The organism is Burkholderia sp. BCC1988 (assembly GCF_905339895.1).
Classification (GTDB): domain Bacteria; phylum Pseudomonadota; class Gammaproteobacteria; order Burkholderiales; family Burkholderiaceae; genus Burkholderia.
The window spans coordinates 90,388-114,362 of sequence record NZ_CAJPHA010000006.1 but is presented as its reverse complement, the minus strand read 5'-3'; the positions used below and the strand labels follow the sequence as shown (position 1 = coordinate 114,362).

22 protein-coding genes, 1 tRNA gene and 1 riboswitch are annotated in these 23,975 nt (G+C 68.7%); of the genes, 17 read left to right on the top strand and 6 right to left on the bottom strand.

The features are described from left to right. Window positions 1–100: 100 nt before the first annotated feature. The 8 genes from U4012_RS10510 (at window position 101) to U4012_RS10475 (ending at window position 8,130) form a co-directional block, all read left to right on the top strand. Complete coding sequence (locus U4012_RS10510; RefSeq protein ID WP_321798553.1) at window positions 101–781, top strand: GntR family transcriptional regulator; 681 nt, start codon at window positions 101–103, stop codon at window positions 779–781. 7 nt (window positions 782–788) lie between these two features. Continuing rightward, complete coding sequence (locus U4012_RS10505) at window positions 789–2,165, top strand: amidase (protein ID WP_321798298.1); 1,377 nt, start codon at window positions 789–791, stop codon at window positions 2,163–2,165. A gap of 149 nt (window positions 2,166–2,314) precedes the next feature. After that, window positions 2,315–2,827: a disulfide bond formation protein B gene (locus tag U4012_RS10500; protein WP_257768023.1), complete on the top strand. Its 513-nt coding sequence runs from the start codon at window positions 2,315–2,317 to the stop codon at window positions 2,825–2,827. A gap of 615 nt (window positions 2,828–3,442) precedes the next feature. Then, window positions 3,443–4,447 carry a xanthine dehydrogenase accessory protein XdhC gene (gene xdhC / locus U4012_RS10495; RefSeq protein WP_124487810.1) on the top strand — a complete coding sequence of 335 codons (1,005 nt, stop codon included), beginning with the start codon at window positions 3,443–3,445 and terminating at the stop codon, window positions 4,445–4,447. A gap of 18 nt (window positions 4,448–4,465) precedes the next feature. Beyond that, the gene (locus U4012_RS10490) at window positions 4,466–5,491 is read left to right on the top strand and encodes an adenosine deaminase (protein ID WP_044849230.1); all 1,026 of its coding nucleotides are present in this window, start codon (window positions 4,466–4,468) and stop codon (window positions 5,489–5,491) included. Between the two features lie 72 nt (window positions 5,492–5,563). After that, window positions 5,564–5,914 carry a hypothetical protein gene (locus tag U4012_RS10485; RefSeq protein ID WP_321798293.1) on the top strand — a complete coding sequence of 117 codons (351 nt, stop codon included), beginning with the start codon at window positions 5,564–5,566 and terminating at the stop codon, window positions 5,912–5,914. 16 nt (window positions 5,915–5,930) lie between these two features. After that, window positions 5,931–7,247, top strand: a complete 1,317-nt coding sequence (gene guaD, locus U4012_RS10480; RefSeq protein WP_044848552.1) for a guanine deaminase — start codon at window positions 5,931–5,933, stop codon at window positions 7,245–7,247. Between the two features lie 94 nt (window positions 7,248–7,341). Beyond that, a riboswitch (yybP-ykoY riboswitch) is annotated at window positions 7,342–7,479 on the top strand. A gap of 78 nt (window positions 7,480–7,557) precedes the next feature. Next, window positions 7,558–8,130: a TMEM165/GDT1 family protein gene (locus U4012_RS10475; RefSeq protein WP_044848551.1), complete on the top strand. Its 573-nt coding sequence runs from the start codon at window positions 7,558–7,560 to the stop codon at window positions 8,128–8,130. Window positions 8,131–8,182: 52 nt separating this feature from the next. Here U4012_RS10475 and U4012_RS10470 read toward each other — a convergent pair whose 3' ends face one another. Continuing rightward, a complete protein-coding gene (locus U4012_RS10470) occupies window positions 8,183–8,884 on the bottom strand; it encodes a DUF4136 domain-containing protein (RefSeq protein WP_321798290.1) in 702 nt (233 codons plus the stop codon). A 186-nt stretch (window positions 8,885–9,070) separates the two neighbouring features. On the opposite strand from U4012_RS10470, the gene pepN reads away from it, so the two are divergent. The 7 genes from pepN to U4012_RS10435 all read left to right on the top strand — a co-directional run bounded on the left by pepN (window position 9,071) and on the right by U4012_RS10435 (window position 16,911). Next, window positions 9,071–11,764, top strand: a complete 2,694-nt coding sequence (gene pepN, locus U4012_RS10465) for an aminopeptidase N (protein WP_321798288.1) — start codon at window positions 9,071–9,073, stop codon at window positions 11,762–11,764. A 288-nt stretch (window positions 11,765–12,052) separates the two neighbouring features. After that, window positions 12,053–13,072, top strand: a complete 1,020-nt coding sequence (locus tag U4012_RS10460) for a class 1 fructose-bisphosphatase (RefSeq protein WP_321798286.1) — start codon at window positions 12,053–12,055, stop codon at window positions 13,070–13,072. A 209-nt stretch (window positions 13,073–13,281) separates the two neighbouring features. Beyond that, a tRNA-Thr gene (locus U4012_RS10455) sits at window positions 13,282–13,357 on the top strand. A gap of 164 nt (window positions 13,358–13,521) precedes the next feature. After that, complete coding sequence (locus U4012_RS10450; protein ID WP_415750373.1) at window positions 13,522–14,301, top strand: helix-turn-helix transcriptional regulator; 780 nt, start codon at window positions 13,522–13,524, stop codon at window positions 14,299–14,301. Between the two features lie 175 nt (window positions 14,302–14,476). After that, window positions 14,477–16,222, top strand: coding sequence for an FAD-dependent oxidoreductase (locus U4012_RS10445; protein WP_321798284.1), 1,746 nt, complete (start codon window positions 14,477–14,479; stop codon window positions 16,220–16,222). After that, on the top strand, window positions 16,219–16,431 hold the full coding sequence (locus U4012_RS10440; RefSeq protein ID WP_044848545.1) for a hypothetical protein: 213 nt from the start codon (window positions 16,219–16,221) through the stop codon (window positions 16,429–16,431). The genes U4012_RS10445 and U4012_RS10440 overlap by 4 nt, the downstream gene beginning before the upstream one ends. A 225-nt stretch (window positions 16,432–16,656) precedes the next feature. After that, on the top strand, window positions 16,657–16,911 hold the full coding sequence (locus tag U4012_RS10435) for a GlsB/YeaQ/YmgE family stress response membrane protein (protein ID WP_044848544.1): 255 nt from the start codon (window positions 16,657–16,659) through the stop codon (window positions 16,909–16,911). An 83-nt stretch (window positions 16,912–16,994) separates the two neighbouring features. Here U4012_RS10435 and U4012_RS10430 read toward each other — a convergent pair whose 3' ends face one another. The 4 genes from U4012_RS10430 to U4012_RS10415 all read right to left on the bottom strand — a co-directional run bounded on the left by U4012_RS10430 (window position 16,995) and on the right by U4012_RS10415 (window position 21,586). Next, window positions 16,995–17,477 carry a TlpA family protein disulfide reductase gene (locus tag U4012_RS10430; protein ID WP_321798280.1) on the bottom strand — a complete coding sequence of 161 codons (483 nt, stop codon included), beginning with the start codon at window positions 17,475–17,477 and terminating at the stop codon, window positions 16,995–16,997. Next, window positions 17,474–18,733 carry a sialidase family protein gene (locus U4012_RS10425; RefSeq protein ID WP_321798278.1) on the bottom strand — a complete coding sequence of 420 codons (1,260 nt, stop codon included), beginning with the start codon at window positions 18,731–18,733 and terminating at the stop codon, window positions 17,474–17,476. Before U4012_RS10425 ends, U4012_RS10430 begins: the two co-directional genes overlap by 4 nt. Then, complete coding sequence (locus U4012_RS10420) at window positions 18,721–21,069, bottom strand: TonB-dependent receptor (RefSeq protein WP_321798276.1); 2,349 nt, start codon at window positions 21,067–21,069, stop codon at window positions 18,721–18,723. Before U4012_RS10420 ends, U4012_RS10425 begins: the two co-directional genes overlap by 13 nt. 127 nt (window positions 21,070–21,196) lie before the next feature. Next, complete coding sequence (locus U4012_RS10415) at window positions 21,197–21,586, bottom strand: DUF2946 domain-containing protein (RefSeq protein ID WP_321798274.1); 390 nt, start codon at window positions 21,584–21,586, stop codon at window positions 21,197–21,199. Between the two features lie 198 nt (window positions 21,587–21,784). Between U4012_RS10415 and U4012_RS10410 the strand changes: the two genes are divergently transcribed. Next, complete coding sequence (locus U4012_RS10410; RefSeq protein WP_009690993.1) at window positions 21,785–21,931, top strand: hypothetical protein; 147 nt, start codon at window positions 21,785–21,787, stop codon at window positions 21,929–21,931. 227 nt (window positions 21,932–22,158) lie between these two features. Beyond that, window positions 22,159–22,752, top strand: a complete 594-nt coding sequence (locus tag U4012_RS10405; protein WP_321798272.1) for a chorismate mutase — start codon at window positions 22,159–22,161, stop codon at window positions 22,750–22,752. Window positions 22,753–22,783: 31 nt separating this feature from the next. On the opposite strand, the gene U4012_RS10400 is transcribed toward U4012_RS10405, so the two are convergent. Continuing rightward, window positions 22,784–23,911: an exonuclease domain-containing protein gene (locus tag U4012_RS10400; RefSeq protein WP_321798270.1), complete on the bottom strand. Its 1,128-nt coding sequence runs from the start codon at window positions 23,909–23,911 to the stop codon at window positions 22,784–22,786. Between the last annotated feature and the right edge of the window lie 64 nt (window positions 23,912–23,975).

Genomic DNA, 23,975 nt, shown 5'->3' with positions numbered 1-23,975 from the left:
GACATCAGTGATATATCACAATAATATTCACGGATCGTCCACGTTGCCCGATCGCCCGCGCCATGACCGCGCGCTGTCCGGCCACCGCGCCCCCGCCTGCATGAACGCCCTGACCGACGCCCTCCACGACCGGCCCGCCGCATCGGCGGTCAGCCTCGCCGACCGCGCGTACGCGCTGATCCAGCGCGACATCATCACGATGCGCCTGAAGCCGGGCGCCGCGCTCAACGAAGCCGACCTCGTGGCCCGCACCGGCATCGGCCGCACGCCCGTCCATCAGGCCGTCCACCGGCTGGTGCTCGAAGGGCTGCTGTCCGTGATGCCGCGCAAGGGGCTGATGGTGCAACCGCTGTCGCTCGACGACATCGCCGCGGTGATCGACGTGCGCCGCATCAACGAAGCGCATTGCGTCGAACTCGCCGCCCGCCATGCAACGCCCGACGATCTCGCGCGCATGGCCGCGCTGCTCGACGACGGCCAGGCCTGCGTCGACTCGCACGACGTCGAGGGCATGATGGCGCTCGACCGCGCGTTTCATCAGACGATCGCCGCGGCGGCACGCAACACGGTGCTCGCGGAAATCCTGCGCGCGCTGCACGAACGCTCGCTGCGCTTCTGGTTCGTCACACTGTCCGAGCCGCATCACCTGTCCGACGTCCAGCACGAACACCGCGAACTGTTCGAGCGGCTGTCCGCGCGCGACGCCGCCGGCGCACGCACGGCCGTCGAACGCCACATCGATTCGTTTCGCGCCACCCTTGTCCAACACCTTCGCCCCTGAGCCGCCCATGACCACCTTCATGCCCTTCCCTCCGCTCGCCCAGCTCGCCGCCGACCTCGCCGCCGGCCGGACCACGAGCCGCGCGCTCGTCGACGTCGCGCTCGACCGGATCGCCGATCCGGCCGGCCAGGGTGCCGCCGTCTTCACCGAAGTCGACGCCGACAACGCGCGCGCGGCCGCCGACGCGCACGACCGCCTGCGTGCCGCGGGCACCGTGCTGTCGCCGCTCGCGGGCATCCCCGTATCGGTGAAGGATCTGTTCGACGTCGCGGGCCAGGTGACGCGCGCCGGTTCGCGCGTGCTCGACGGGGCGCCGCCCGCCAAGGCCGACGCGGTCGCCGTCGCGCGGCTCAAGCGCGCGGGCGCGGTGCTGGTCGGCCGCACCAACATGAGCGAGTTCGCGTTCTCGGGGCTCGGGCTGAATCCGCACTTCGGCAATCCGCGCTCGCCGTACCACCGCGACGTGCCGGGCGATGCACGGATTTCCGGCGGCTCGTCGTCGGGCGCGGCCGCGTCCGTCGCCGACGGGATGGCCGCCGTCGCGCTCGGCACCGACACCGGCGGCTCGATCCGCATCCCGGCCGCCCTGTGCGGGCTGACCGGCTTCAAGCCGACCGCGAGCCGGATCCCGACGCAAGGCGGCGTGCCGCTGTCGACCACGCTCGACTCGTTCGGCCCGATCGGCCTGACGGTTGCCTGCTGCGCACTCGTCGACCGGATGCTCGCGGGCCTCGAACCGCACGTGCCGGCCGCGCGGCCGCTCGAAGGCGTGCGGCTCGGCGTGCTGACCAATTACGTGACCGACGGCGTCGACGCCGACGTCGCCGCCGCGCTCGACGCATCGCTGAAGCACCTCGAAGCCGCGGGCGCGATCGTCACTGAAGTGCGCTTTTCCGCGCTCGACCGGCTGCCGGACATCAACCGCTTCGGCTTCTCGCCGATCGAGGCGTACGCGTGGCATCGCCCGCTGCTCGCGCAGCACCGCGACCAATACGACCCGCGCGTGCTGTCGCGCATCCTGAAGGGCGAGCCGGCGAGCGCGGCCGACTATCTCGACCTGCTCGCCGCCCGCCACGCGATGCTGGAAGAAGCGGCACACACCGTCTGGTCGCGCTTCGACGCACTCGTCGCGCCGACGGTGCCGGTCGTGCCGCCGCGCATCGCCGAACTCGAAGCGGACGACGCCGCGTTCACGCGCACCAATGCGCTGATCCTGCGCAATCCGAGCGCCTTCAACTTCCTCGACGCATGCGCGCTGTCGCTGCCGTGCCATCCGCGCGACGCGGCGCCGGTCGGCCTGATGCTCGCGGCCGCGCCGCATCGCGACGACGCGCTGCTCGCGATCGGCCAGGCGGTCGAGGCCGTGCTGAACACGATCCGGTGACCGCCCGCGCGGCATGACGGCGGGCTATGGACCGGACGAAGCGACGGCGGCCGGGCGCCGCACGCGCGCTGTCAGTTTCGTGCCAGATCGTTCGCGCTAAAATCGCGCGATTGTTTATCGGACCGACCAACGACAGGAATCCCGCCGACATGAACGACTCCACGCTCGCACTCCGCCGTGAACGCCGCCTGCTGATGCTGCTCGGCTGGGTGTGCATCGCCCTGCTGGCCGGCGCGCTGTATCTGCAGTACGTGAAGAACGAAGATCCGTGCCCGCTGTGCATCATCCAGCGCTACTTCTTCGCGGCGATCGGGATCTTCGCGTTCCTGGCCGCGGGGATGCGCAACTGGCGCGGCATCTGGGTGCTCGAGCTGCTGATCGCGATCGCCGCGGCCGGCGGCGTCGGCACCGCCGCGCGGCATCTGTCGATCCAGATGAATCCGGGCTTCAGCTGCGGCTTCGACACGCTGCAGCCGATCGTCGACAGCCTGCCGCCCGCCCAGTGGTTCCCCGGCATGTTCAAGGTCGCCGGCCTGTGCGAGACGGTCTACCCGCCGATCTTCGGGATCCTGCTGCCCGGCTGGGCGCTGATCGGCTTCGCCGTGATCCTGATTGCCGTCGCCGCGAGCCTCTGGCGCCATCGCCGCAAGCTGGCGGGCTGACCGGCCGCGCCGCGCGAACCGGCCGACCGGTCGAGGCCGCGTAGCCGCTTCGTCCGGCTCGGCCGACGACACCGGCGCGACCCCGATGCGGCCGCACCCTGCCGGCCGCGCGTAAACACCTATCCCCGCCGCCGTCCCGATTCCCGGGCCAACGCGCGTCGCGCGACATCCGCGCGCACGCCCCGCCACGCATGCGTTTCGGCCCGACGCCCGCGCATCGGCGCCCGGATCCCGCGCGGCGGGCCTATGATCGACATGATCGCCGTCTGATAGCCCGGATCACCGCCCGGCAATGTTCCCGCCGCCTTGCGGTGCTATCTTCACGACTGGATGGCGATCTACGTGCGCGAGGCCAGGCGGTCTCACCTCCTGCGTAACGCGCGCCCGATCCGCAATGTCGACTGGATTCATCATGACAACGCAAACCATCCGCATCCGTCACCCTCATGGCGTCCGCACGTTGCGCGGCGTCGTTCGCGCGCGCCTTCGGCGCACGGCCACCGCGCTGAACCCGTCGTGCGGCCGGCCCGCCTCGCTCCCGTCCGTCCTCGTTGCCGCCGCGCCCGCCAGCCCGCGCCGCGCGTCGTGCCGAATCGTCCGGAACGGAGCGTGCTGATGGAAGCCTGGCTCGGCGATCTGCAGCAACTGCTCGCACACGGCGAAGCGGCCGTGCTCGTGACGGTCGCGCATACCGACGGCTCCGCGCCGCGCGAGGCCGGCACCAAGATGCTCGTCACGCGCGACACGGCCCGCCATACGATCGGCGGCGGTCATCTGGAATGGAAGGCGATCGAGATCGCACGGCACCTGCTGAAGGACGGCGCGCACGTGCCCCACGCGCGCCGGCTCGAACGGCTCGCGCTCGGCCCGAGCCTCGGCCAGTGCTGCGGCGGCGCGGTCGTGCTCGCGTTCGAGCGGCTCGACGTCGGCGACCTCGGCTGGATCATGTCGCTCGCGAAGCGCGTCGCGGCCGGCGCCGCGACCGTGCGTAGCGTATCATTCGGCCCCTCGCCGGGCGCGCCGCTGCTGAGCGAGCCCGAATCGCCGGCCGCGCGTGCCGATTGCCTGCTGTGGGAAACCGGCGGTGTAGCGTTGATGACCGAAACGATCGCGCCATATGCGTTCCCCGTCGTGCTGTTCGGCGCCGGGCACATCGGCACCGCGCTCGTGAAGGTGCTGGCGACGCTGCCGTGCCACGTGCGCTGGATCGACGGCCCCGACGCGGTGTTCCCGCCGGCCGAGGCACTCGCCGGGATCGGCAATCTCGCGATCGACGCGCTTGCCAGCCCGGCCGATGCCGTCGACACGGCGCCGCCGCACGCGTACTTCGTCGTGATGACGCACGACCACGCACTCGATTTCATGCTGGCCGAGCGCATCCTGCGGCGCGGCGACTATGCATACTTCGGGATGACCGGCTCGCACACCAAGCGCGCGCAGTTCGATCATCGGCTGGCGGCGATCGGCATCGACCCGGCCCAGGTCGCGCGGATGCGCTGCCCGATCGGCGTCGAAGGCATCATCGACAAGGCACCCGAAGTGATCGCGATCTCGGTGGCCGCGCAGTTGCTGCAGGCCGTCGAGGCGAACGCACCCGTGCAGGCTTCCCCAACATTCTGACCGACCAAGAACAACGCCATGACGCCGACATTCAAGGACAAGATCGCCCGCGCTCCGAAAGCGGAGCTGCACATCCATATCGAAGGCTCGCTCGAGCCCGAACTGATTTTCGCGCTCGCGCAGCGCAACGGCGTGAAGCTCGCGTACGAATCGATCGACGCACTGCGTGCCGCATACGCGTTCACCGACCTGCAGTCGTTCCTCGACATCTATTACGCCGGCGCGAGCGTGCTGCTGACCGAGCAGGATTTCTACGACATGACGGCCGCGTACTGCGAACGCGCGCTCGCCGACAACGTCGTCCACACCGAGCTGTTCTTCGACCCGCAGACGCACACCGAGCGCGGCGTGCCGATCGAGACGGTGGTGGCCGGCATCGACCGCGCGCTCGCCGATGCCGAGCAGCGCGGGCTGTCGAGCAAGCTGATCCTGTGTTTCCTGCGCCACCTGCCGGAAGAAGATGCGCTCGCGACGTTCGACGCCGCGCTGCCGCTGTTCGAACGCTATCGCCATCGGCTGATCGGCGTCGGGCTCGACTCGTCCGAACTCGGCCATCCGCCGACGAAGTTCGCGCGCGTGTTCGAGAAAGCACGCGCGCTCGGGCTGAAGCTTGTCGCGCATGCGGGCGAGGAAGGCCCGCCCGCCTATATCTACGAAGCGCTAGACGTGCTGAAGGTCGACCGGATCGACCACGGCGTGCGCAGCATCGAGGATGCGGCGCTCGTCGAACGCCTCGCGCGCACGCGCACGGCGCTGACCGTATGCCCGCTGTCGAACCTGAAGCTGTGCGTGTTCGACGACATGGCGAAGCACACGCTGAAGGCGCTGCTCGATCGCGGCGTCGCGGTGACGATCAACTCCGACGATCCGGCCTATTTCGGCGGCTACGTCAACGACAACTACTTCGCGACGGTCGACGGGCTGCAGCTGACGGACGCCGAAGTGCACGCGGTGATTCGCAACGGCTTCGAGGCGTCGTTCGTCGACGCCGCGCAGCGCGATGCGCTGATCGCGCGTCTCGATTCGTACTGGCAGGCCGCGTGATGGCCGGCATCGAGGTTCGCTAGACAGATGAAACACCGCAACGACATCCGCTTCGCGACGACCGGCCCGGCGTTGTGCCGCACCGGCCGCCTGCGTGCGCCGGGCACGCAGGCCGGCATCGCGTCCGTCGTACGCGTGGCGACGGCGGTGTGCGTCGTCGCGCGCCGAAGCCTGCCGCTGCGCGTCGTGCAACGACTGTTGCGGCTCGCGATGCCGGTCGCCGTGATCGCGATCGCCATCGCGATTGCGGCGCTGTCCGCCGGTACGTCGGCCATCGCGGCCACGGCCGCCGCGCTTGCGTACGCGATCGCAGCGCGCGCCGCCGCCTGCGCGGCTCGCCGCATCGCGCACGCCCGGGCCGCCCCCCCGCCGCGTCGTCGCCCGCGCGGCACCGACCGTTTTCTTCTGTTCGCCTTACCTTGATGCAGGACCCTTCGTCATGACGCAAACCGCTTTCCGTTCCCAACTGCTGACCTTCAACGGCGACCCGGCGCAGTCGAGCCAGGCCGCGAACCACGAGACCGACGGCCTCCTGATCGTCGACGACGGCAAGGTCGTCGCGGCCGGCCCGCATGCACGGCTGGCCGCGACGCTCGCGCGCGACGCGGTCGTCCACGACCTGCGCGACAAGCTGATCGTGCCCGGCTTCATCGATACGCACATCCACTATCCGCAGACGGACATGATCGCGTCGCCGGCCCCCGGCCTGCTGCCGTGGCTCGACAAGTACACGTTCCCGACCGAGCGCCAGTTCGGCGATCCGGAACATGCGCGCGAAGTCGCCGACTTCTTCGTCGACGAATTGCTCGCGTGCGGCACGACGAGCGCGCTCGTCTACTGCACCGTGCACAAGCAGTCGGCCGACGCGCTGTTCGCGGCGAGCGACGCGCGCGACCTGCGGATGATCGCGGGCAAGGTGCTGATGGATCGCAACTGCCCCGAGTTCCTGCGCGACACCGCGCAGTCGGGCTATGACGACAGCGCCGAGCTGATCGGCCGCTGGCACGGCAAGGGCCGTCAGATGTACGCGCTCACGCCGCGCTTCGCGCCGACCTCCACCGAGGCGCAGCTCGAGGCGTGCAGCGAACTCGCGCGCCGCCATCCGGACGTGTTCGTGCAGAGCCACGTCGCGGAAAACGTCGACGAAGTGAAATGGGCGGCCGAGCTGTTCCCGGGCCACCGCAGCTATCTCGACATCTACGATCGTTACGGGCTGCTGCGCCCGCGCGCGGTGTACGGCCACTGCATCCATCTCGACGACGAGGACCGTCGCCGGATGGCCGAGACGCGCACCGTCGTCGCGCACTGCCCGACGTCGAACTTCTTCCTCGGCAGCGGGCTGTTCGACTTCGACAAGGCCGGCGAATACGACGTGCCCGTCACGCTCGCCACCGACGTCGGCGGCGGCACGTCGTTCTCGATGCTGCAGACGATGAACGAGGCGCACAAGGTGGCGCGGCTGTCGGGCCACCACCTGAGCGCGACGCGGATGTTCTGGCTCGCGACGGCCGGCGCCGCGCAGGCGCTCGATCTCGCCGACACGGTCGGCACGCTCGCGCCGCGCACCGAAGCCGACTTCGTCGTGCTCGACCCGCAGGCCACGCCGCTGCTCGCACGCCGCACGAAGCGCGCGGAGTCGCTCGAGGAACTGCTGTTCGCATTCGCGCTGCTCGGCGACGACCGCGCCGTGTACCGCACGTACGCGGCCGGCCGGCTCGTGCACGAGCGCGGTGCCGCACGCCGCGCCGCCGCGTAACCGGCGCACCTGGGCCCCGCCCTGCTCCGGCATGCGCTGCGGCGCATGCCGGCGCCGTCGAATTCGCCGCGGGCAGCACGCGCCGTGCTAGAATTCGCCGCTCATTGGGGAGTAGCCGCTCCGCTCGATGTCCCGCGCCCCCGGCGCGCATCGTGACGGAGGCGTCCGTCAACAGACTTGGCCGTTCGGCCATGGCGGGCGCAGCCACCAAGGCCTGGCGAGACCGATGGTTCACTGCGCGCCGCATCAGGGCCCGGCGCGCGGCGGATCGTCGCTCGCACGCACAACATCGGCCCGTGGAACCCCATACGTGTCCCAAGCATTCCTGATCTCCACCGGCGCCGTCGCCCTCGCTGAAATCGGCGACAAGACCCAACTGCTGTCCCTCGTGCTGGCCGCGCGCTATCGCAAGCCCGTGCCGATCATTCTCGGCGTGCTGGTTGCGACGGTCGTGAACCACGGCTTCGCCGGTGCGCTCGGCGAATGGCTCGGCATTCTCGTCACGCCGTCGATCATGCGCTGGGCGCTCGCGTTCTCGTTCATCGCGATGGGCTTGTGGATCCTCGTGCCGGACAAGCTCGATGCGGACGAAGCCAATGCGAACCGCTCGCGGCTCGGCGTGTTCGGCGCGACGCTCGTCGCGTTCTTCCTCGCGGAAATGGGCGACAAGACGCAGATCGCGACCGTCGCGCTCGCCGCGCGCTTCCAGGATTACATCGGCGTGGTGGCCGGCACGACCTTCGGGATGATGCTGGCGAACGTGCCCGCGATCCTGCTGGGCGACCGTTTCGCGCACCGCCTGCCGACGAAGCTGGTGCACGGCATCGCGGCCGTGCTGTTCGTCGTGCTGGGGGCGCTGGCGCTGCTGGGCGTCGGCGTCTGACGCACGCAGGCAAGTGGCGCGGCCGGGCGGCCGCGCCGGTGTCGATACCGCGTTACTTCGCGACCGCCGCACCCGATGCCGGCGCCGCCGGCACCACGCGCTCGTTGGCGGCCGGCGCGGCCGGCCCGCCGCGCTTGTCGACCGGCAGCCGCACCGTGCGGATCGCCCCGTTCGACAACGGGAAATCGGCGAGCGCGCTGCGCGCGAGAAACGGCATCGCATACAGCAGCGCGCCGTTGTCGCCCGTGGTGCGCGCGGTCACGTTATAGACCTCCTTGCCGGTCGCGCGCTCGGTGATCCGGATGCCGAGCGTGTAGTCGAACACCTGGTAGGTCTGCGCGACGTAGCCGGCCGGCATCGGCCCCCAGGGCCCCCAAGGGCCCCACGGCCCGCCCCGCCAGTACGGCCCCGGCCCCATGAACCACGGGTCGTAGTAGACCGGCTGCGGCACCGTCACCAGATCGCTGCCGACCCCGTAGGCCAGCCCGACCAGATAGCGTGCCTGCGCGGCCGGCACCTGGCGGAACGCATACGCGGACAGTTCGTTCGCGACGATCGGCTCGTAGGTCGACTGCTCGATGCTGTGCTTCTGCGCGTCGGTGCGCGTGAAGGCGTAAGTGCGCGTCGCGTCGCTGCCGCTCCAGTCGGAGAAGGCCGTGACCTGGGTCGTCACGTAGCTGGTGCAGCCCGTCAGCAGCGCCACGCACAGCGCCGCCGCCCAGCCCGCACCGCGTTGAATCCATTCGTGTTTCATGTCGATCCTCGTCGATCCGTCACCCGTTCGTCGCACCGCGCGAACCGCACGGGATGCCGATAATACGCGGACTGCCGGAACCGGTAAAAAGTTCGCGCGGCACGCGGCCGCAAGCCTTTGTACAATGGCCCGGTTCAGCCGGCCCGCGCTGCGGGCCCGATCCCCACTCCACCGATCTCGACGACCATGTCCGACAACGCCTCCTCCACCGTGATCCGCCGCGCCGACTACACGCCGCCGGCCTTCCTCATCGATTCCGTCGCACTCGAATTCGATCTCGCGCCGGCCCGCACGATCGTCAGGAACACGATGCGCGTGCGCCGCAATCCGGACGCGGCGCCCACCCCGCATCTGGAGCTGATGGGCGAAGCGCTCGAATTCCTCGGCGCACGGCTCGACGGCGCGCCGTATGGTCCGGTGCGCGCGCACGACCACGGGCTGACCGTCGAAAACGTGCCCGATGCGTTCGAGCTTACGCTCGACAGCGCGTGCGCGCCGGACCAGAACACGACGCTGTCCGGGCTGTACGTGTCGAGCGGCAACTTCTTCACGCAGTGCGAAGCCGAAGGCTTTCGCCGCATCACCTACTTCCTCGACCGCCCCGACGTGATGGCGTCGTACACCGTCACGCTGCGCGCCGACAAGACCGCGTACCCGGTGCTGCTGTCGAACGGCAATCTCGTCGACTCGGGCGAGCTGGCCGACGGCCGCCACTTCGCGAAATGGGAGGATCCGTTCCGCAAGCCGAGCTACCTGTTCGCGCTGGTCGCGGGCAAGCTCGTCGCGATCGAGGAGAAGATCACGTCCGGCTCCGGCAAGGAGAAGCTGCTGCAGGTGTGGGTCGAACCGGCCGATCTCGACAAGACCCGTCACGCGATGGATTCGCTGATCCATTCGATCCGCTGGGATGAAAAGCGCTTCGGCCTCGAGCTCGATCTCGACCGCTTCATGATCGTCGCGGTCGGCGACTTCAACATGGGCGCGATGGAAAACAAGGGGCTCAACATCTTCAATACGAAGTACGTGCTGGCGAACCCCGAGACCGCGACCGACACCGACTTCGCGAACATCGAATCGGTGGTCGGCCACGAGTACTTCCACAACTGGACCGGCAACCGCGTGACCTGCCGCGACTGGTTCCAGCTGAGCCTGAAGGAAGGGCTGACCGTGTTCCGCGACCAGGAGTTCTCGGCCGACATGGCCGCGGGCGACGACGTCGAGTCGGCGGCCCGCGCGGTCAAGCGCATCGAGGACGTGCGCGTGCTGCGCCAGCTGCAGTTCGCCGAGGATGCGGGCCCGATGGCGCATCCGGTGCGTCCGGAAAGCTACGTCGAGATCAACAACTTCTACACGATGACCGTCTACGAGAAAGGCTCGGAAGTCGTGCGGATGTACCAGACGCTGTTCGGCCGCGACGGCTTCCGCAAGGGGATGGACCTGTACTTCCAGCGCCACGACGGTCAAGCGGTGACGTGCGACGACTTCCGTCACGCGATGGCCGACGCGAACGGGCGCGACCTCGCGCAATTCGAGCGCTGGTACAGCCAGGCCGGCACGCCGCGCGTGTCGGTGCGCACCGCGTACGACGCGGCTGCACGCCGCTACACGGTCACGCTCGCGCAGGGCTACGGCGACGCGTCGCCGGCCGCGCGCGAGACGCAGCAAGGGCCGCTGCTGATTCCGTTCGCGATCGGCCTGATCGGCCGCGACGGCCGCGACCTGCCGTTGCGCCTCGACGGCGAAGCCGCCGCATCGGGCACGACGCGCGTGCTCGACTTCACCGACACCGAGCAGACCTTCACGTTCGTCGACGTGCCGGCGGAGCCGCTGCCGTCGCTGCTGCGCAATTTCTCCGCGCCGGTGATCGTCGAATACGACTACGGCGACGACGACCTCGCGTTCCTGCTCGCGCACGACAGCGACCCGTTCAACCGCTGGGAAGCCGGCCAGCGCCTCGCGACACGCGCGCTGCTGACGCTCGCCGCGCGCGCCGCCGCGAACGAACCGCTCACGCTCGGCGCGAATTTCGTCGCCGCGTTCCGCCGCGTGCTGACCGATGAAAACCTGTCGCCCGCGTTCCGCGAGCTCGCACTGACGCTGCCGTCGGAAACCTATCTGGCCGACCAGATGGCGGAAGCCGATCCGGCCGCCGTGCATCGCGCCCGCCAGTTCGTGCGCCGCCAGCTCGCGACCGCGCTGCACGCCGAGTGGCTCGCCGCGTACGAGCAGCACCAGACGCCGGGCGCGTACGAGCCGACGCCTGAAGCCTCCGGCCGCCGCGCGCTGAAGAACCTCGCGCTCGCGTATCTCGCCGAACTCGAGGATCCGGCCGACGCCGTGCGCATCGCGACCGCGCAGTACGACGCGGCGAACAACATGACCGATCGCGCCGCCGCGCTCGGCGCGCTGCTGTCCGCCGCGGCGGCCGGTGCGAACGACGCGGCCGCGCGCGCGCTCGACGACTTCTACCGCCGCTTCGAAAAGGAAGCGCTCGTGATCGACAAGTGGTTCGCGATGCAGGCCGCGCAGCGCGGCACGCCGGCCCAGCCGACGCTCGCGAAGGTCCGCACGCTGATGGCCCACCCCGCGTTCAACCTGAAGAACCCGAACCGCGCGCGCTCGCTGATCTTCAGCTTCTGCGCGGCGAACCCGGCGCAATTCCACGCGGCGGACGGCTCGGGCTACGCGTTCTGGGCCGAACAGGTGCTCGCGCTCGACGCGATCAACCCGCAGGTCGCCGCGCGCCTCGCCCGCTCGCTCGAACTGTGGCGCCGCTTTACGCCGGCGCTGCGCGACCGGATGCGCGAAGCGCTCGAGCAGGTCGCGGCCGGTGCCAAATCGCGCGACGTGCGCGAGATCGTCGAGAAGGCGCTCGCGTAACGTCACGCACGCGACTCGCCGCGCGCGCGAGCGCGATGAAGCCGGTGCCGCCCCGTTGCGGCGCCGGCTTTTTTGTCGTCTGAAGGTTGGCGGCCGGGCGCCGGACCGCGCGTTCGCCCCCCCCGGTTTTACCGCCGCTGCCCGGCCGATCCGCCGCGCCGTGCACGCCGGAGCCCGGCCGAACCGCGCGACCGACCATGTAACCGGACGAAAAAAGGCGGCGGCTCGGGAGGCGCGCCGGGTAAAATTGCGGCAATTCAAGGATTCTTTGGCCTCTCGGAGTCTGTCATGTCCATTGCCCGCCGCACCACGCTGTCCAAGTTCCTGATCGAGCAGCAGCGTGAGACCAACAACCTCCCCGCCGACCTCCGCCTGCTGATCGAAGTCGTCGCCCGCGCGTGCAAGGCGATCAGCTACAACGTGTCGAAGGGCGCGCTCGGCGAGGCACTCGGCACCGCCGGCAGCGAGAACGTCCAGGGCGAAGTGCAGAAGAAGCTCGACATCCTGTCGAACGAGATCCTGCTCGACGCGAACGAATGGGGCGGCAACCTCGCCGCGATGGCATCGGAGGAAATGGAAACGTTCTTCCCGATCCCCGCGAACTACCCGCGCGGCGAATACCTGCTCGTGTTCGACCCGCTCGACGGCTCGTCGAACATCGACGTGAACGTGTCGATCGGCACGATCTTCTCGGTACTGCGCTGCCCGGACGGCAAGCTGGCCACCGAGGAATCGTTCCTGCAGCCGGGCACGGAGCAGGTCGCGGCCGGCTACGCGGTGTACGGCCCGCAAACCGTGTTCGTGCTGACGACCGGCAACGGTGTGAACTGCTTCACGCTCGACCGCGAAGTCGGCTCGTGGGTGCTCACGCAAAGCAACATGCAGATCCCGGCCGATACGCGCGAATACGCGATCAACGCATCGAACGCACGCCACTGGTACGAACCGGTCCAGCGCTACGTCAACGAACTGAACGCCGGCAAGGAAGGCCCGCGCGGCGACAACTTCAACATGCGCTGGATCGCGTCGATGGTGGCCGACGTGCACCGGATCCTGAACCGCGGCGGCATCTTCATGTACCCGGCCGACAAGCGCACGCCCGATCGTCCGGGCAAGCTGCGCCTGATGTACGAGGCGAACCCGATGTCGTTCATCGTCGAACAGGCGGGCGGCGCCGCGACGACGGGCACGCAGCGCATCATGGAAGTGCAGCCGACCGGCCTGCACCAGCGCGTGCCGGTGTTCCTCGGTTCGAAGAACGAAGTCGAGCGCGTGACCGGCTATCACAAGGAAGGCGAAGGCAAATAAATTTGCACTGCAGCACTAGACGGAGGTGCGAGACGTCAGTACAATCGCGCCTTCGCGATGTGGCCCTGACAGGCTGCATCGCAGTGAAGTGAAAGCGGGAAGTCCGCCGGATCGAGGGTTTCGCGAAGCAGCAGCAGCAAGCTGAAAAAAATTTCGCAAAACCTATTGCCAAGATCTCGGATTTGACCATATAATTTCATTTCTCTGCTGCCGGTGTAGCTCAGTTGGTAGAGCAGCGCATTCGTAATGCGAAGGTCGTAGGTTCGACTCCTATCTCCGGCACCAAGATATAAAGGCCTGACAAGCATCGCTTGTCAGGCCTTTTCTCTTTTCCGGCCGCAATTCCGATTCCAGCCACGATTTCCGATACGCGAAGTCGTGCGCCACCCTCTCCGCCATTTCCGCTTGCGGGCATCCCCCGACTCCCGCACCGCGCGCCGCCGATTACAATCGGCGGACAACTGGACGTGTCCCGTGCGACCGGTCTCGTCGCCGCGATCGGCGGCAGCGAGCCGAACGCGTTCGCCGCGGAAATCCTGAAGCTGTTCGACGATGCGCTGGCCGTCACGCAGTGCACGATCTTCGCGTACGAGTTCGGCAACCGGCCGCGCACCGTCTCGGTCGCCGATCATCGCGGCGGCCGCTATCTGCGCGACGTTGCCGACACCTACGCGCGCCATTTCTATGCGCTCGACGGCAACCAGCGAATCGTCTCGGCCGCCGGTCGCCGCACGCAGCGCCGCGACGTGCTGCTGCATCAGCAGGCCGGCGACGAGATCGGCCACGACGCGTATCGCACGGCCTGCTACCGCGGCCCCGACGTCTCCGATCGCCTCGCGTTGCTGATGCAGCCGAACGACTCGACCTGGCTGTCGATCAATCTGTATCGCGCGCACCGCAGCGGCACGTTCCAGCCGCGCGAGATCGCGGCCATCGAAACGCTCGCACCGCTGATCGCGCAGGCCGCGCAGCATCACTACGCGCTCGCGGGCTCGGCGCAGATCGGCATCCCGCAACAGATGCTCGCGCGGCTGCGCGGCGCATGCCCGACACTGTCCAAGCGCGAGCTCGACGTGCTGCGCGGCGTGCTCGAAGGCCAGACCGCGCAGGAGATCGGCGAGACGATCGGCGTGAAGGCTTCGAGTGTCGTCACCTATCAGAAGCGCGCGTACCGGCGCCTCGGCATCTCTAGCCAGCGCCAGCTGTTCGCGCTGTGCCTGCAACCCTGAACGTCGCCTGCCGATCCTGAACGCGTCGGGGTAAATCCCGGCCTGCCGCCAGCCGTTCGCCGTACCCGGAATGGGGACAGCGGTGTCCGGCGCGGCTTCCATACTGCATCCAACCTGCCGCACGCATCGCGTCGCCGAGCGTGCGCGTTCGATCAGCACAACCTGGAAGCCAACGATGGGCATCGAATTCAAACCCTACCCGTTCGTCGCCGTGCGTCATCCCCCGCACCTGCCGACCTGCAGCGCCGGCGTCGATACGCAGCGGCACCGCGTCGCGATCGTCGGCGGCGGCCCGGTGGGCCTCGCTGTCGCACTCGGCCTCGCCAATCACGGCATCCGCAGCGTGCTGCTCGAAGCCGATGATTCGGTCTGTCACGGCAGCCGCGCGATCTGCATCTCGCGACGCAGCCTCGAGATCATCGAGCGGCTCGGCGCACTCGACAGCTTCATGCGCGTCGGATTGCCGTGGAGCGGCGGACGCAGCTTCCATCGTCACGACGAAGTGCTGCATTTCACGATGCCGCAGGACGAGAACCAGAAGCTGCCGCCGATGCTGAACCTCGCGCAGTATCACATCGAGCAGTTCCTGCTCGATGCCGCGCTGCGCCGCCCCGAGCTCATCGAGATCCGCTGGCAGACGAAAGTCGCGGGCGTCACGCAGCACCCGGCCGGCGCGCGCCTCGACGTCGATACGCCGCTCGGCCGCTATGCACTCGATGCCGACTGGGTCGTCGCAAGCGACGGCGGGCGCAGCACGATACGCGATGCGCTCGGGCTGTCGCTGCAGGGCACAAGCTATGAAGGCCGCTACGTGATCGTCGACATCGCGCTCGACAGCGACCGGCCGACCGAGCGGCTCGCGTACTTCGACCCGGCGTCGAACCCCGGCTCGACGGTACTCGTCCACAAGCAGCCGGACAACGTATGGCGGATCGACTATCAGCTGCGCGACGATGAGGATCCCGAAGCGGCCGTGAAACCCGAGAACGTGATCCCGCGCGTGCAGAGCCTGCTCGACATGATGGGCGAGCGCGGCGACTGGTCGCCGATCTGGATCACGATCTACAAGGCGAACGCGCTGACGCTCGAACGCTATCGGCACGGCCGCGTGCTGTTCTGCGGCGACGCCGCGCACCTCGTGCCGATCTTCGGCGTGCGTGGCGCAAACTCGGGCATCGACGACGCCGACAACGTCGCGTGGAAACTCGCGTACGCGATTCGCGGCCTCGCGTCGGACGCGCTGCTCGACAGCTATTCGGACGAGCGCGTGTTCGCGACGCACGAGAACCTGCGCTACGGCACCAAGAGCACCGAGTTCATGGCGCCGCCGTCGTTCGCGTTCGACCTGATGCGCAAGGCCGTGCTGACGCTCGCGGTCCGGCATCCGGCGTTGCGTTCGCTGATCAATCCGCGCCAGACGTCGGCCATCGCCTACACGGCGTCACCGCTCAATGCGGACGAGCGCGATGCGTTTTCGGCCGGGCCGTCGCCCGGCATGGTACTCGCGGAATGTCCGCTGATGCTGCACGCGTCGGGCGACATCGGCACCGACGAAGGCATGCGTCGCGGCCACCTGACGGATCTCGTCGGTCCGCGTTTCACCGCGTTCCGCTTCATGCGTGACGGTGCGCCCGATCCGTCGTTCTCCGATCTCGAACGACACCTGCACGACGCCGGCATACCGTTCGCGCTGGTCACGCTTGCACGGCACGCGGCACCGCAACAGCCGGGATGCGGCGGCTACGATGCCGACGGCCGGCTGTTCGACCTGTACGGCGCGCGCGACGGCACCCTCTATCTCGTACGTCCGGACGGACACGTGCTCGGCCGCTGGCACGATGCACGCGCCGCCGACGTGACCGCCGCACTCGAACGCGCGCTGCACCCGCGCACGCCGGCCAACATTCAGGAGCACGCATGATCACCGACACCGAACGCGACATCCTCTATACCGACCTGTGCCGCACGATGACCGGTATCGGCGAAGCCGATGCGGCGCTCTTTCTTGCCCGCTTCGCGTTGCTGGCGATCGAGGCGATCGGCGATACGGCAACCGTCAACCGCCTGATTGCCGACGCCGGCGACGGCCTGCCCGACACGGGCACACCCGCGCCGACGCACGGACGATGACGCATGACGCACCATCGTGCGGCCCCTCCTTACAGATTCATTTCGAATGACAGACGAATCCTCTGGAAAAACCCGTTAAGGGTGCATAACATTACTTAACGATTCCGACCCGTCTATCGCGTTACATTGCGTGGGCGGCGCGGCGGGTCGCATGCCGCTTCATGCAGCTTGCGGTGAAACAGCCGACGTCCGGTCATTTCGACTCAACACAAGGAGAGGATCACCATGACTCATGGCTTGATTATGTGGCTCATCATCGGCGCGATCGCCGGCTGGCTGGCGGGCGTGCTCGTCAAGGGCGGCGGGTTCGGCCTGATCGTCGACATCATCGTCGGTATCGTCGGCGCGGTGATCGGCGGCTGGCTGGCCGGGCTGCTCGGCATCACCCTCGGCAGCGGCTTCATCGGCTCGGTGATCGTCGCGGTCATCGGCGCCGTGATCCTGCTGTTCGTGATCCGGCTGTTCAGGCGCGCGGCCTGACGATCTTCTCGCGCGCCATCGGGCGCGCTTTCGTTTGTCGCATCGAAGCGGCGCGCGGGGCATCCCCCGCGCCGCCGTCCGTTTCAGCGGCGCTTGCCGCGCTGCAACCAGCCGTCGAGCACGTCGGTCGTCAGCAAGCCGCTGCGCGCATCACGTGCGCCGTCGCGGCCAACCCACACGGTACGCGGCATTTCTCCCCGCCATCCCGCATCGAGCGCCGCCCGCAGACGCTCGGGCATCGGCTCGGCGTTCGCATACTGCGCGACCTGCGGCGGCAGGTTCATTTGCGCGAGCGCCTGTGCGATTGCCGCACCGTTGTCGTCGTACGCGTCCATCGAGACCATCGCGAGCTGCACGTCCGGATGGCGGCGCTGCCACGCGACCAGATGCGCGGCGTTCTCGCGGCAGTAGCCACAATCGAGCGACCAGATCTCGACTGCGAGCGGCCGTTCGTGCGCCGTCGCGTACACCTTCGCGACCTCGGCCGCGCGCAGCGGCTGCAGTTCGCCGGCCCATCCCGGCAGGCTTGCGAACACGGCGCCGATCAACACGATCAGCCGTTTCATAGCGCCCCCTCCACGGCAATCAGCCGGTAGCCGTCGTTACGCGTACGCCACGACAGGTAGATGCGGCCCGCATCGTCGAGCAGTTGCGGGTTGTCGCTCGCGCCCGACGTCGACGCGATCACGCGCGGCGCCGACCAGTGCTCGCCGCGATCGTCCGAGCGGCGCAGCTTGATCTGCATCGTGTCGCCGTCGAACGCCTTCCATGCGAGCCAGACGACCTCGCCGCGCACGACGAGCGCCGCATGCGATGCCTGCTTGGCCGGCACCGCCGGATTCGCGCCGAACGCCCACGGCGTGCCGCTCGGCCGGCCATCGGCGCCGATGCGCGAATAGAACACGTCGGCGCGGCCGTCGACGACGCCGAACCACGCAAGATGGCGCGTGCCGTCCGGCGTGATCGCGAGCGCCGGCCCGTGCTCGGGGCAAGCCTCGACATGCCAGTTCGAGAACGTCGCACGCACCGGCACGACGGACTCCGATGCCGAAACAGGCAACACCGCGAGCGCATGGTCGCGGATCTGCCCCGGGAACACGTTGCGCCACACGGCTTCGATGTGCCCGGCCGGATCGATCGCCATCGCGATGCGGCAGCATTCGCACGTGTGATCCGTCACCTTGCGCTCGGGCTCGAACGACGCACCGCCGTCGCGCGACACCGCGTAGTAGACGGCCGCCCCTTCGTACGACTGCCCCGCCGCCTTCGCCGCGACGAGATCGCGCTTGTCGATCCACGCGATCGCGATGTTGCCGGCCGGATCGACGGCCATCATGTCGAAGCGGTGCGTGATCGCCTGCCGGTCGCGATGCACGGTGACCGGCACGCTCCAGGTCGCGCCGCCGTCGAGCGAACGCGCGAAGCGCACCATGCCGGTGTACGGCGCATCCAGCGGCATCGACCACGATACGTACACCGCGCGACCGTCCGGGCTCGTCGCGATCTTCGGCCGATTCTCCGCGCTCGTGTAGATCGGCTCGGGCATCGCGTTGACGGTCACGGGCGCGGACAGCGTGCGGCCCGCATCGTCCGAGTGCGCGACGACGACGTGCGCGCCTTCGACCCATGCGACCCACAGCCGGTGCCGCGCGTCGAACGCGGCGCCGGTCGCGAGCGGCTGCTTCTGTTGCGCCGGCGCGGCCTGCATGCTCATGTGCGCCGCATGCGGATCGGCGGCTTTCGGCGCGTCGTGCGCGCCGGCAGGCGACAGCGCCGCGAGCCACAGCGCGCAGCCTGCCGCGAGCGATTTCACAGCGACCATTTCAGTTCTCCAAAGAAAGTGCGGCCCGGATACGGATGGAACACGTAGTAGCGGCGGTCCGTCAGGTTGTCGATGCCGACCGACGCAGTCCAGTGACGATCGAACCGGTAACGTGCCTTCAGGTCGACGACCGTGAAGATGCTCGTGCCGCCGTACACGTCCGGATTGACGTCGCTGTTGTCGAGCGTGTTGAACTGGCGGCCCGAGTAGCGGACGCCGACGCTCGCGAGCCAGTGCTCGTCGAAGCGGTACGACGCGAGCAGGTTCGCGCGCATGCGCGGGATGCGCGGAAAGCGCGAGCCGACGTACGCGGGATTCGCGGTGTCGGCCAGGATCTGCGCGTTGCTCGTCGACACGTTCGCGTCGATGTCGAGCCCGCGCAGCCCGACGTTCTGGCCGCTGAATGCGAGTTCGACGCCGCGCACGCGCACGCGATCGACGTTCGAGATGTTGGTGACGGTCGACGCGCCCGACACCGTCGTCTGGCTGTAGATCGAATCGCGCAGGTCGCTCTGGAACACGCTCGCGCGCACGACGCCGACGCCCACGTCGCGCTCGGCCGTGAAGTCCCAGTCGATCGCCTTTTCCGGCCGCAGGTTCGGGTTGTTGTTGACGATCGCGTTGTTCGAGATCGTGCCCTGGAACAGCTCGCCGACCGTCGGGAAGCGGGTGCCGGTCGCGAACGACAGCCGGAAACGCCAGACGTCCGTCGCGTCCCATTGCAGCGCGACTTTCGGCGACAGCGCATTCGCGCCGCGGTCCGCGTAGCCGAGCGTGCCGTTCGCGTTGCCGAGCGCGCCGCCATACGCATCCCAGCGCTCGTAGCGCAGCCCGAGGGTCGCGAGCCAGCCGGGCGCGAAACGCCACGCGTCCTGCGCGAACAGCGCCTGCGTGCGCGTGTCGCCCCGGTAGACGCTCGCGAGCGACGTGGTCGGCCCGGCCAGCCAGTCGGCCGTGTTGTACGTGACGTTGCGCAGGAAGTAGTTGTCGTAGTGATAGCCGAACGTGAGCGTGTGCCCCTTCACTTCCGGCGCCTCGGCCTTCAGGTCGAGCGTGCGCCAGCCCGTGCCGTCGCCCTGGAACAGCGTACCCGCCCCGCCCTGCACGGTCGATGCCGCGCGCAGCACGTCGCGCGACACGTCGTAGGCGGAAACCACGCCCGACAGCCGCCAGCCCGAATCGAGCCGGCCGTTCAGCCCGAGCGCGTACAGCCAGTTCTCCTGGTCGCCGCGCTGCGGCGCGAACGCGCTCGGCGCGACGGTCACGTTCCGGCCGCCGAGCGACACGTTGCCGCCGTACACGGGATTGCCGGCCGCGTCGCGCAGGAAGGTTTCGCCGTGCTGCCGGAAATGGTTCTCCCAGTGCCCGAGCGTCAGCGTCGCGTCGACGCGGTCCGTGAACGCATAGCCCATCCGGACCGTCTCGTTGAGCTGCTCGGTCCGCTCGATGTTCTGCGCACCGACGATCGTGCGCGGCTTGCCGTTGGGGCCGATGTCGGTGGCCGCGCCCGTCACGGGCACCGCGGCACCCAGCCGCGGGTTGTAGGCGGCGTTGGGACTCGCATATTGCATCGGCTGGCCGTCGTTCTCCAGCCGGTCGAGCGACAGCGAGAACCAGAACTTGCCGACGCGGTTCGCGATCCGAGCGGTCTGGTGATTGCCGCCGAAGCTGTCCGCGAACCCGTAGCCGTCGTGATAGCGCTGCGTGAAGAACTGCGTCGACAGGGACGCCTCGAGCTTGTCGGGACGCCGCGTCGTCAGCAGCACGGTCGAGCCGATCGCATTGCCGGGATACAGCGCGGAAAAGGGGCCATACAGCACGTCGACGCGCGCGATATCGTCGGGCGCGATCAGCGACCAGCGCGGCGGATACGCATAGCTCGAGCCGAGCAGGTTCGACAGCAGCAGGCCGTCGGCGTACACGAGCCCGCGCGCACTCTGCAGTTCGTTGAAGTCGCGGCCGGCGAACACGCTGTTGCGGTCGCCGATGTAGCGCCTGCGAACCATCAGGTTGGGCGCGTACTTCAGCGCGTCCTCGGTGGTGACGTTGGTATGCGCGTCGATCTGCTCGCGCGTGATCGACTCGACGACGGCCGGCGTGTCCGGATCGACGGGTTGCCGGCTTGCGGTGACGCTGACGGCGCTCAGCGTGTCGCCCGCAGAGGCGAGCGCGGCGACCGGTGCGGCACGGCCGGCCGGGTTGCCGGCGCCGGCGGGCACCGGCGCGGCGGATGCGCCATCGATCGAGGCCGCCTGCGCGGCCGGCCAGGCAAAAGCGGCCGCGCAGGCAAGCGCGAGCCGGCCGCGCGAGGGCCGCGCGGCGAAGGTGAACGACATGGATGAATTCCTGAAAACGTGACCGGACGCCGCCGCACGCAAGCCAACGCGCCGCGCGCAGACGGCACGGCGCGCGGACCGGGCCGCGGGCGGCACGCGCGCCACCGGGGCGCGCGAACGATATCAATCAGATCGGGACGTTTTCAGGCGGACCGCGCGGCTGCGCGAGACGGATGCCCGTGCGGGGAACATCGGGAACGGCCGGGGCGGCCGCCCGGTACGCGAACGCGCGCACGAAACCCGGCAACGCGGGCAGGCTCGTGCCGAGCGCGACGTTCGCCGCGAAGCCGGGACAGTACACGCAGTGCGGCACGCCGGCATGATCGAACGACGCCGCGCCGCGGTCGTCGCCGGACTGCACGAGGACGACCTCGCGAGCGCCTGCCGCACTGCACAATTCGAGCGTGAGCCCGCCGGAACCGCTCGATGCGAGACGCGCGTAGCCGACGACGGGCGACAGTACGTTCAGTACCAGCGCCAGCCATACGAGGCCGATCCATCGCGTCGTTCGTTTCATCGCGGTCCAGGAAAAAGTGCGCGCAAGTATAGCAAGCGGCCCGATTGTTGCCGATTGTGCAGGGTGTGATAGTCGGCATTGCTCGGCGCGCAGCAGCGCATGTGCCGTTAATACAACAGAGACAAAATCTAACGATTCGCCACTGGCATAAATCCAAGCGCGAGGTTGATAATCATTGAACCCGCTGGAGAAACGAACATGGACGAAAGACCAACCCGCATGCCCCCGCCCGAGCAAGTGATGAGCCCGGATCCGGAACCCGTCGGCGTGGAATTCCTCGCCGAATTGCCCGAGCACGTCCGGGCATTCTTCGACGAGCAGCACAAGCTGTACTCGCCGAAGTGAACCTACGTTCCGTCCTGTAACCGCCACGTGTCGATCGATATCGTGCGGTTCATCGCTGCGTTTTCGGCGCAGATCGCTTCGCACCCCGGCTGCAACGGCCTGACGGTGCCGGATCAGCGCGTCCGCTGATTCTTCTGTCGCGTCGTTCCGCCGCGCGACTGTCTTCGTCTATCCTTCTGGTTTTCCACCTCCGGCCTGTCCGGCTCGCCCCTCTCCCGATCGTTCCGATGAAACAAGCCATTCGTGCCAGCGTCGCTGTCGCCGCGCTCGGCGTCGCCCTTTTTTCGTCACCGCATATCGCGCGCGCGGATGGCGACGACACGGCGCTCACCAATCTCGTCGCGCTCGCATCGCAGCGGCTCGCGCTTGCCGAACCCGTCGCACGATGGAAATGGGCGAACCACCAGGCGATCGAGGATCGGCCCCGCGAAGCGGCACTGCTCGCATCGGTGGAGAAGCGCGCCGCACAGTCCGGCGTGGATCCGGCGTTCGCGCGCACGTTTTTCGAGGATCAGATCGCGGCCAGCAAGGACGTGCAGAACGCGCTCTTTGCAAAGTGGCGCGCGACGCAGCCGCCGGAAGGCACGCCGCCCGACCTCGCGAGCAGCACGCGGCCGGCACTCGACCAGCTCACGCAAAAGATGCTGACGGGCCTTGCGCAAGTCGCACCGCTGCGCGACGCACCCGACTGCCAGGCGCGGCTCGCACGCAGCATCGCGAACTGGAAGACGCTCACCCGCTACGACTCCACCCAGACGCAGGCGCTCGGCACCGCGCTGTCGCACGTTTGCGCCGCAGGCGGCGCCAGCGCGATCGGCTGACGGCGGCGTCGCGCGCCGCGGCCCGCGCTGCTCAGTCGGCAGGCGTAAGTGCCGCGAGCGGAATGAGTTGCAGGCCGCGCGCGAGATGCGTCTGCAGAAGACGATGGGTATGGGGTTCGAACGCGCCGTCCGTGCCGTCGGCCACGAGCCGCACGGCCGCGTCGAGCGATTCGGCCGTACCGAGGTAGCGCCAGCCGTCGATCACGTGAAACAGGCGGCGCTCGCCGCTCGCTTCGAAAGCGACCGCACCGTCGAACGGCCAGGGCGCATTGCCCGCACGGGCGTGATCGGCTGCGGGACGCCGGTTGTATGACGGACGCAGGCGGGCGATCCACTGCGCTTCGGCGAGCATCGCGCCCAGTTCGTTGCCGGTCTCCCGCCACTCGACCCGCCGTACCTGCTGCGCAATCCGCATTTCCTTCGACGAGCGCCGCTCGCCGGTCAGCAGCGCGCGCAAGCGCTGCCGCACGCGCACGCTGCGGCCGACATACAGCGCTTGGTCGTCCTCCCCGAACAGCGCGTACGCGCCGCATCCGGCCGGCGCGGTATCGAGCCACGCTTCGGTCATGCCGCCCGCGAGACGGAAGTGGCGCGTCGTACGCGCAATCTGGTCGCGCAGACGCTCGAGCGGCACGATCTCGTGCAATTGCCGCCAGAACTGCCAAAGCAGATCGGCATCCGCGAGTGCCCGGTGGCGGGCGGATGGAACGAGGCCATGCCGCTCGATCAGCGCATCGAGTCCGTGCCGCGCCTCGCGCGGAAACAGCGCGCGCGACAGGCGCACCGTGCACAGCACGTCCGGATTGAACGCGATGCCGGCGCGCTCGAATTCGGCGCGCAGGAAGCCACGGTCGAAGCTCGCGTTGTGCGCGACGAACAGCTTGCCGTCGAGCCGCTCGAACAGCGCGGGCGCGAGCGACGCAAACGACGGCGCGTCGCACACCATCTCGTCGGAAATGCCCGTCAGCTGCTGGATGAACGGCGGAATCGACTGTCCCGGATTGACCAGCGTCGTCCATGTCGATACGCCGAGCGGACCGATTTCGACCACGCCGATTTCAGTGATGCGGTGCTCGGCGGACGAGCCTCCGGTGGTTTCGAGGTCGACGAAGACGAGCGGCTGGTCGCAGGCGGGATCGGACGGACGGGAATCGGACATGAAAAGACGGGGGAAACGATGCTTTCGTGAGTATGCACCGGCAGGCGTGTTCGCGACCAGTCCG

Bases quoted from the DNA above. Each gene is read 5' to 3' on its own strand.
- U4012_RS10510 (WP_321798553.1), top strand. From the start codon at position 101: ATGAACGCCCTGACCGACGCCCTCCACGACCGGCCCGCCGCATCGGCG.
- U4012_RS10505 (WP_321798298.1), top strand. From the start codon at position 789: ATGACCACCTTCATGCCCTTCCCTCCGCTCGCCCAGCTCGCCGCCGAC.
- U4012_RS10500 (WP_257768023.1), top strand. From the start codon at position 2,315: ATGAACGACTCCACGCTCGCACTCCGCCGTGAACGCCGCCTGCTGATG.
- xdhC (WP_124487810.1), top strand. From the start codon at position 3,443: ATGGAAGCCTGGCTCGGCGATCTGCAGCAACTGCTCGCACACGGCGAA.
- U4012_RS10490 (WP_044849230.1), top strand. From the start codon at position 4,466: ATGACGCCGACATTCAAGGACAAGATCGCCCGCGCTCCGAAAGCGGAG.
- guaD (WP_044848552.1), top strand. From the start codon at position 5,931: ATGACGCAAACCGCTTTCCGTTCCCAACTGCTGACCTTCAACGGCGAC.
- U4012_RS10470 (WP_321798290.1), bottom strand. From the start codon at position 8,884: ATGAAACACGAATGGATTCAACGCGGTGCGGGCTGGGCGGCGGCGCTG.
- pepN (WP_321798288.1), top strand. From the start codon at position 9,071: ATGTCCGACAACGCCTCCTCCACCGTGATCCGCCGCGCCGACTACACG.
- U4012_RS10460 (WP_321798286.1), top strand. From the start codon at position 12,053: ATGTCCATTGCCCGCCGCACCACGCTGTCCAAGTTCCTGATCGAGCAG.
- U4012_RS10445 (WP_321798284.1), top strand. From the start codon at position 14,477: ATGGGCATCGAATTCAAACCCTACCCGTTCGTCGCCGTGCGTCATCCC.
- U4012_RS10440 (WP_044848545.1), top strand. From the start codon at position 16,219: ATGATCACCGACACCGAACGCGACATCCTCTATACCGACCTGTGCCGC.
- U4012_RS10435 (WP_044848544.1), top strand. From the start codon at position 16,657: ATGACTCATGGCTTGATTATGTGGCTCATCATCGGCGCGATCGCCGGC.
- U4012_RS10430 (WP_321798280.1), bottom strand. From the start codon at position 17,477: ATGAAACGGCTGATCGTGTTGATCGGCGCCGTGTTCGCAAGCCTGCCG.
- U4012_RS10425 (WP_321798278.1), bottom strand. From the start codon at position 18,733: ATGGTCGCTGTGAAATCGCTCGCGGCAGGCTGCGCGCTGTGGCTCGCG.
- U4012_RS10420 (WP_321798276.1), bottom strand. From the start codon at position 21,069: ATGTCGTTCACCTTCGCCGCGCGGCCCTCGCGCGGCCGGCTCGCGCTT.
- U4012_RS10415 (WP_321798274.1), bottom strand. From the start codon at position 21,586: ATGAAACGAACGACGCGATGGATCGGCCTCGTATGGCTGGCGCTGGTA.
- U4012_RS10410 (WP_009690993.1), top strand. From the start codon at position 21,785: ATGGACGAAAGACCAACCCGCATGCCCCCGCCCGAGCAAGTGATGAGC.
- U4012_RS10405 (WP_321798272.1), top strand. From the start codon at position 22,159: ATGAAACAAGCCATTCGTGCCAGCGTCGCTGTCGCCGCGCTCGGCGTC.
- U4012_RS10400 (WP_321798270.1), bottom strand. From the start codon at position 23,911: ATGTCCGATTCCCGTCCGTCCGATCCCGCCTGCGACCAGCCGCTCGTC.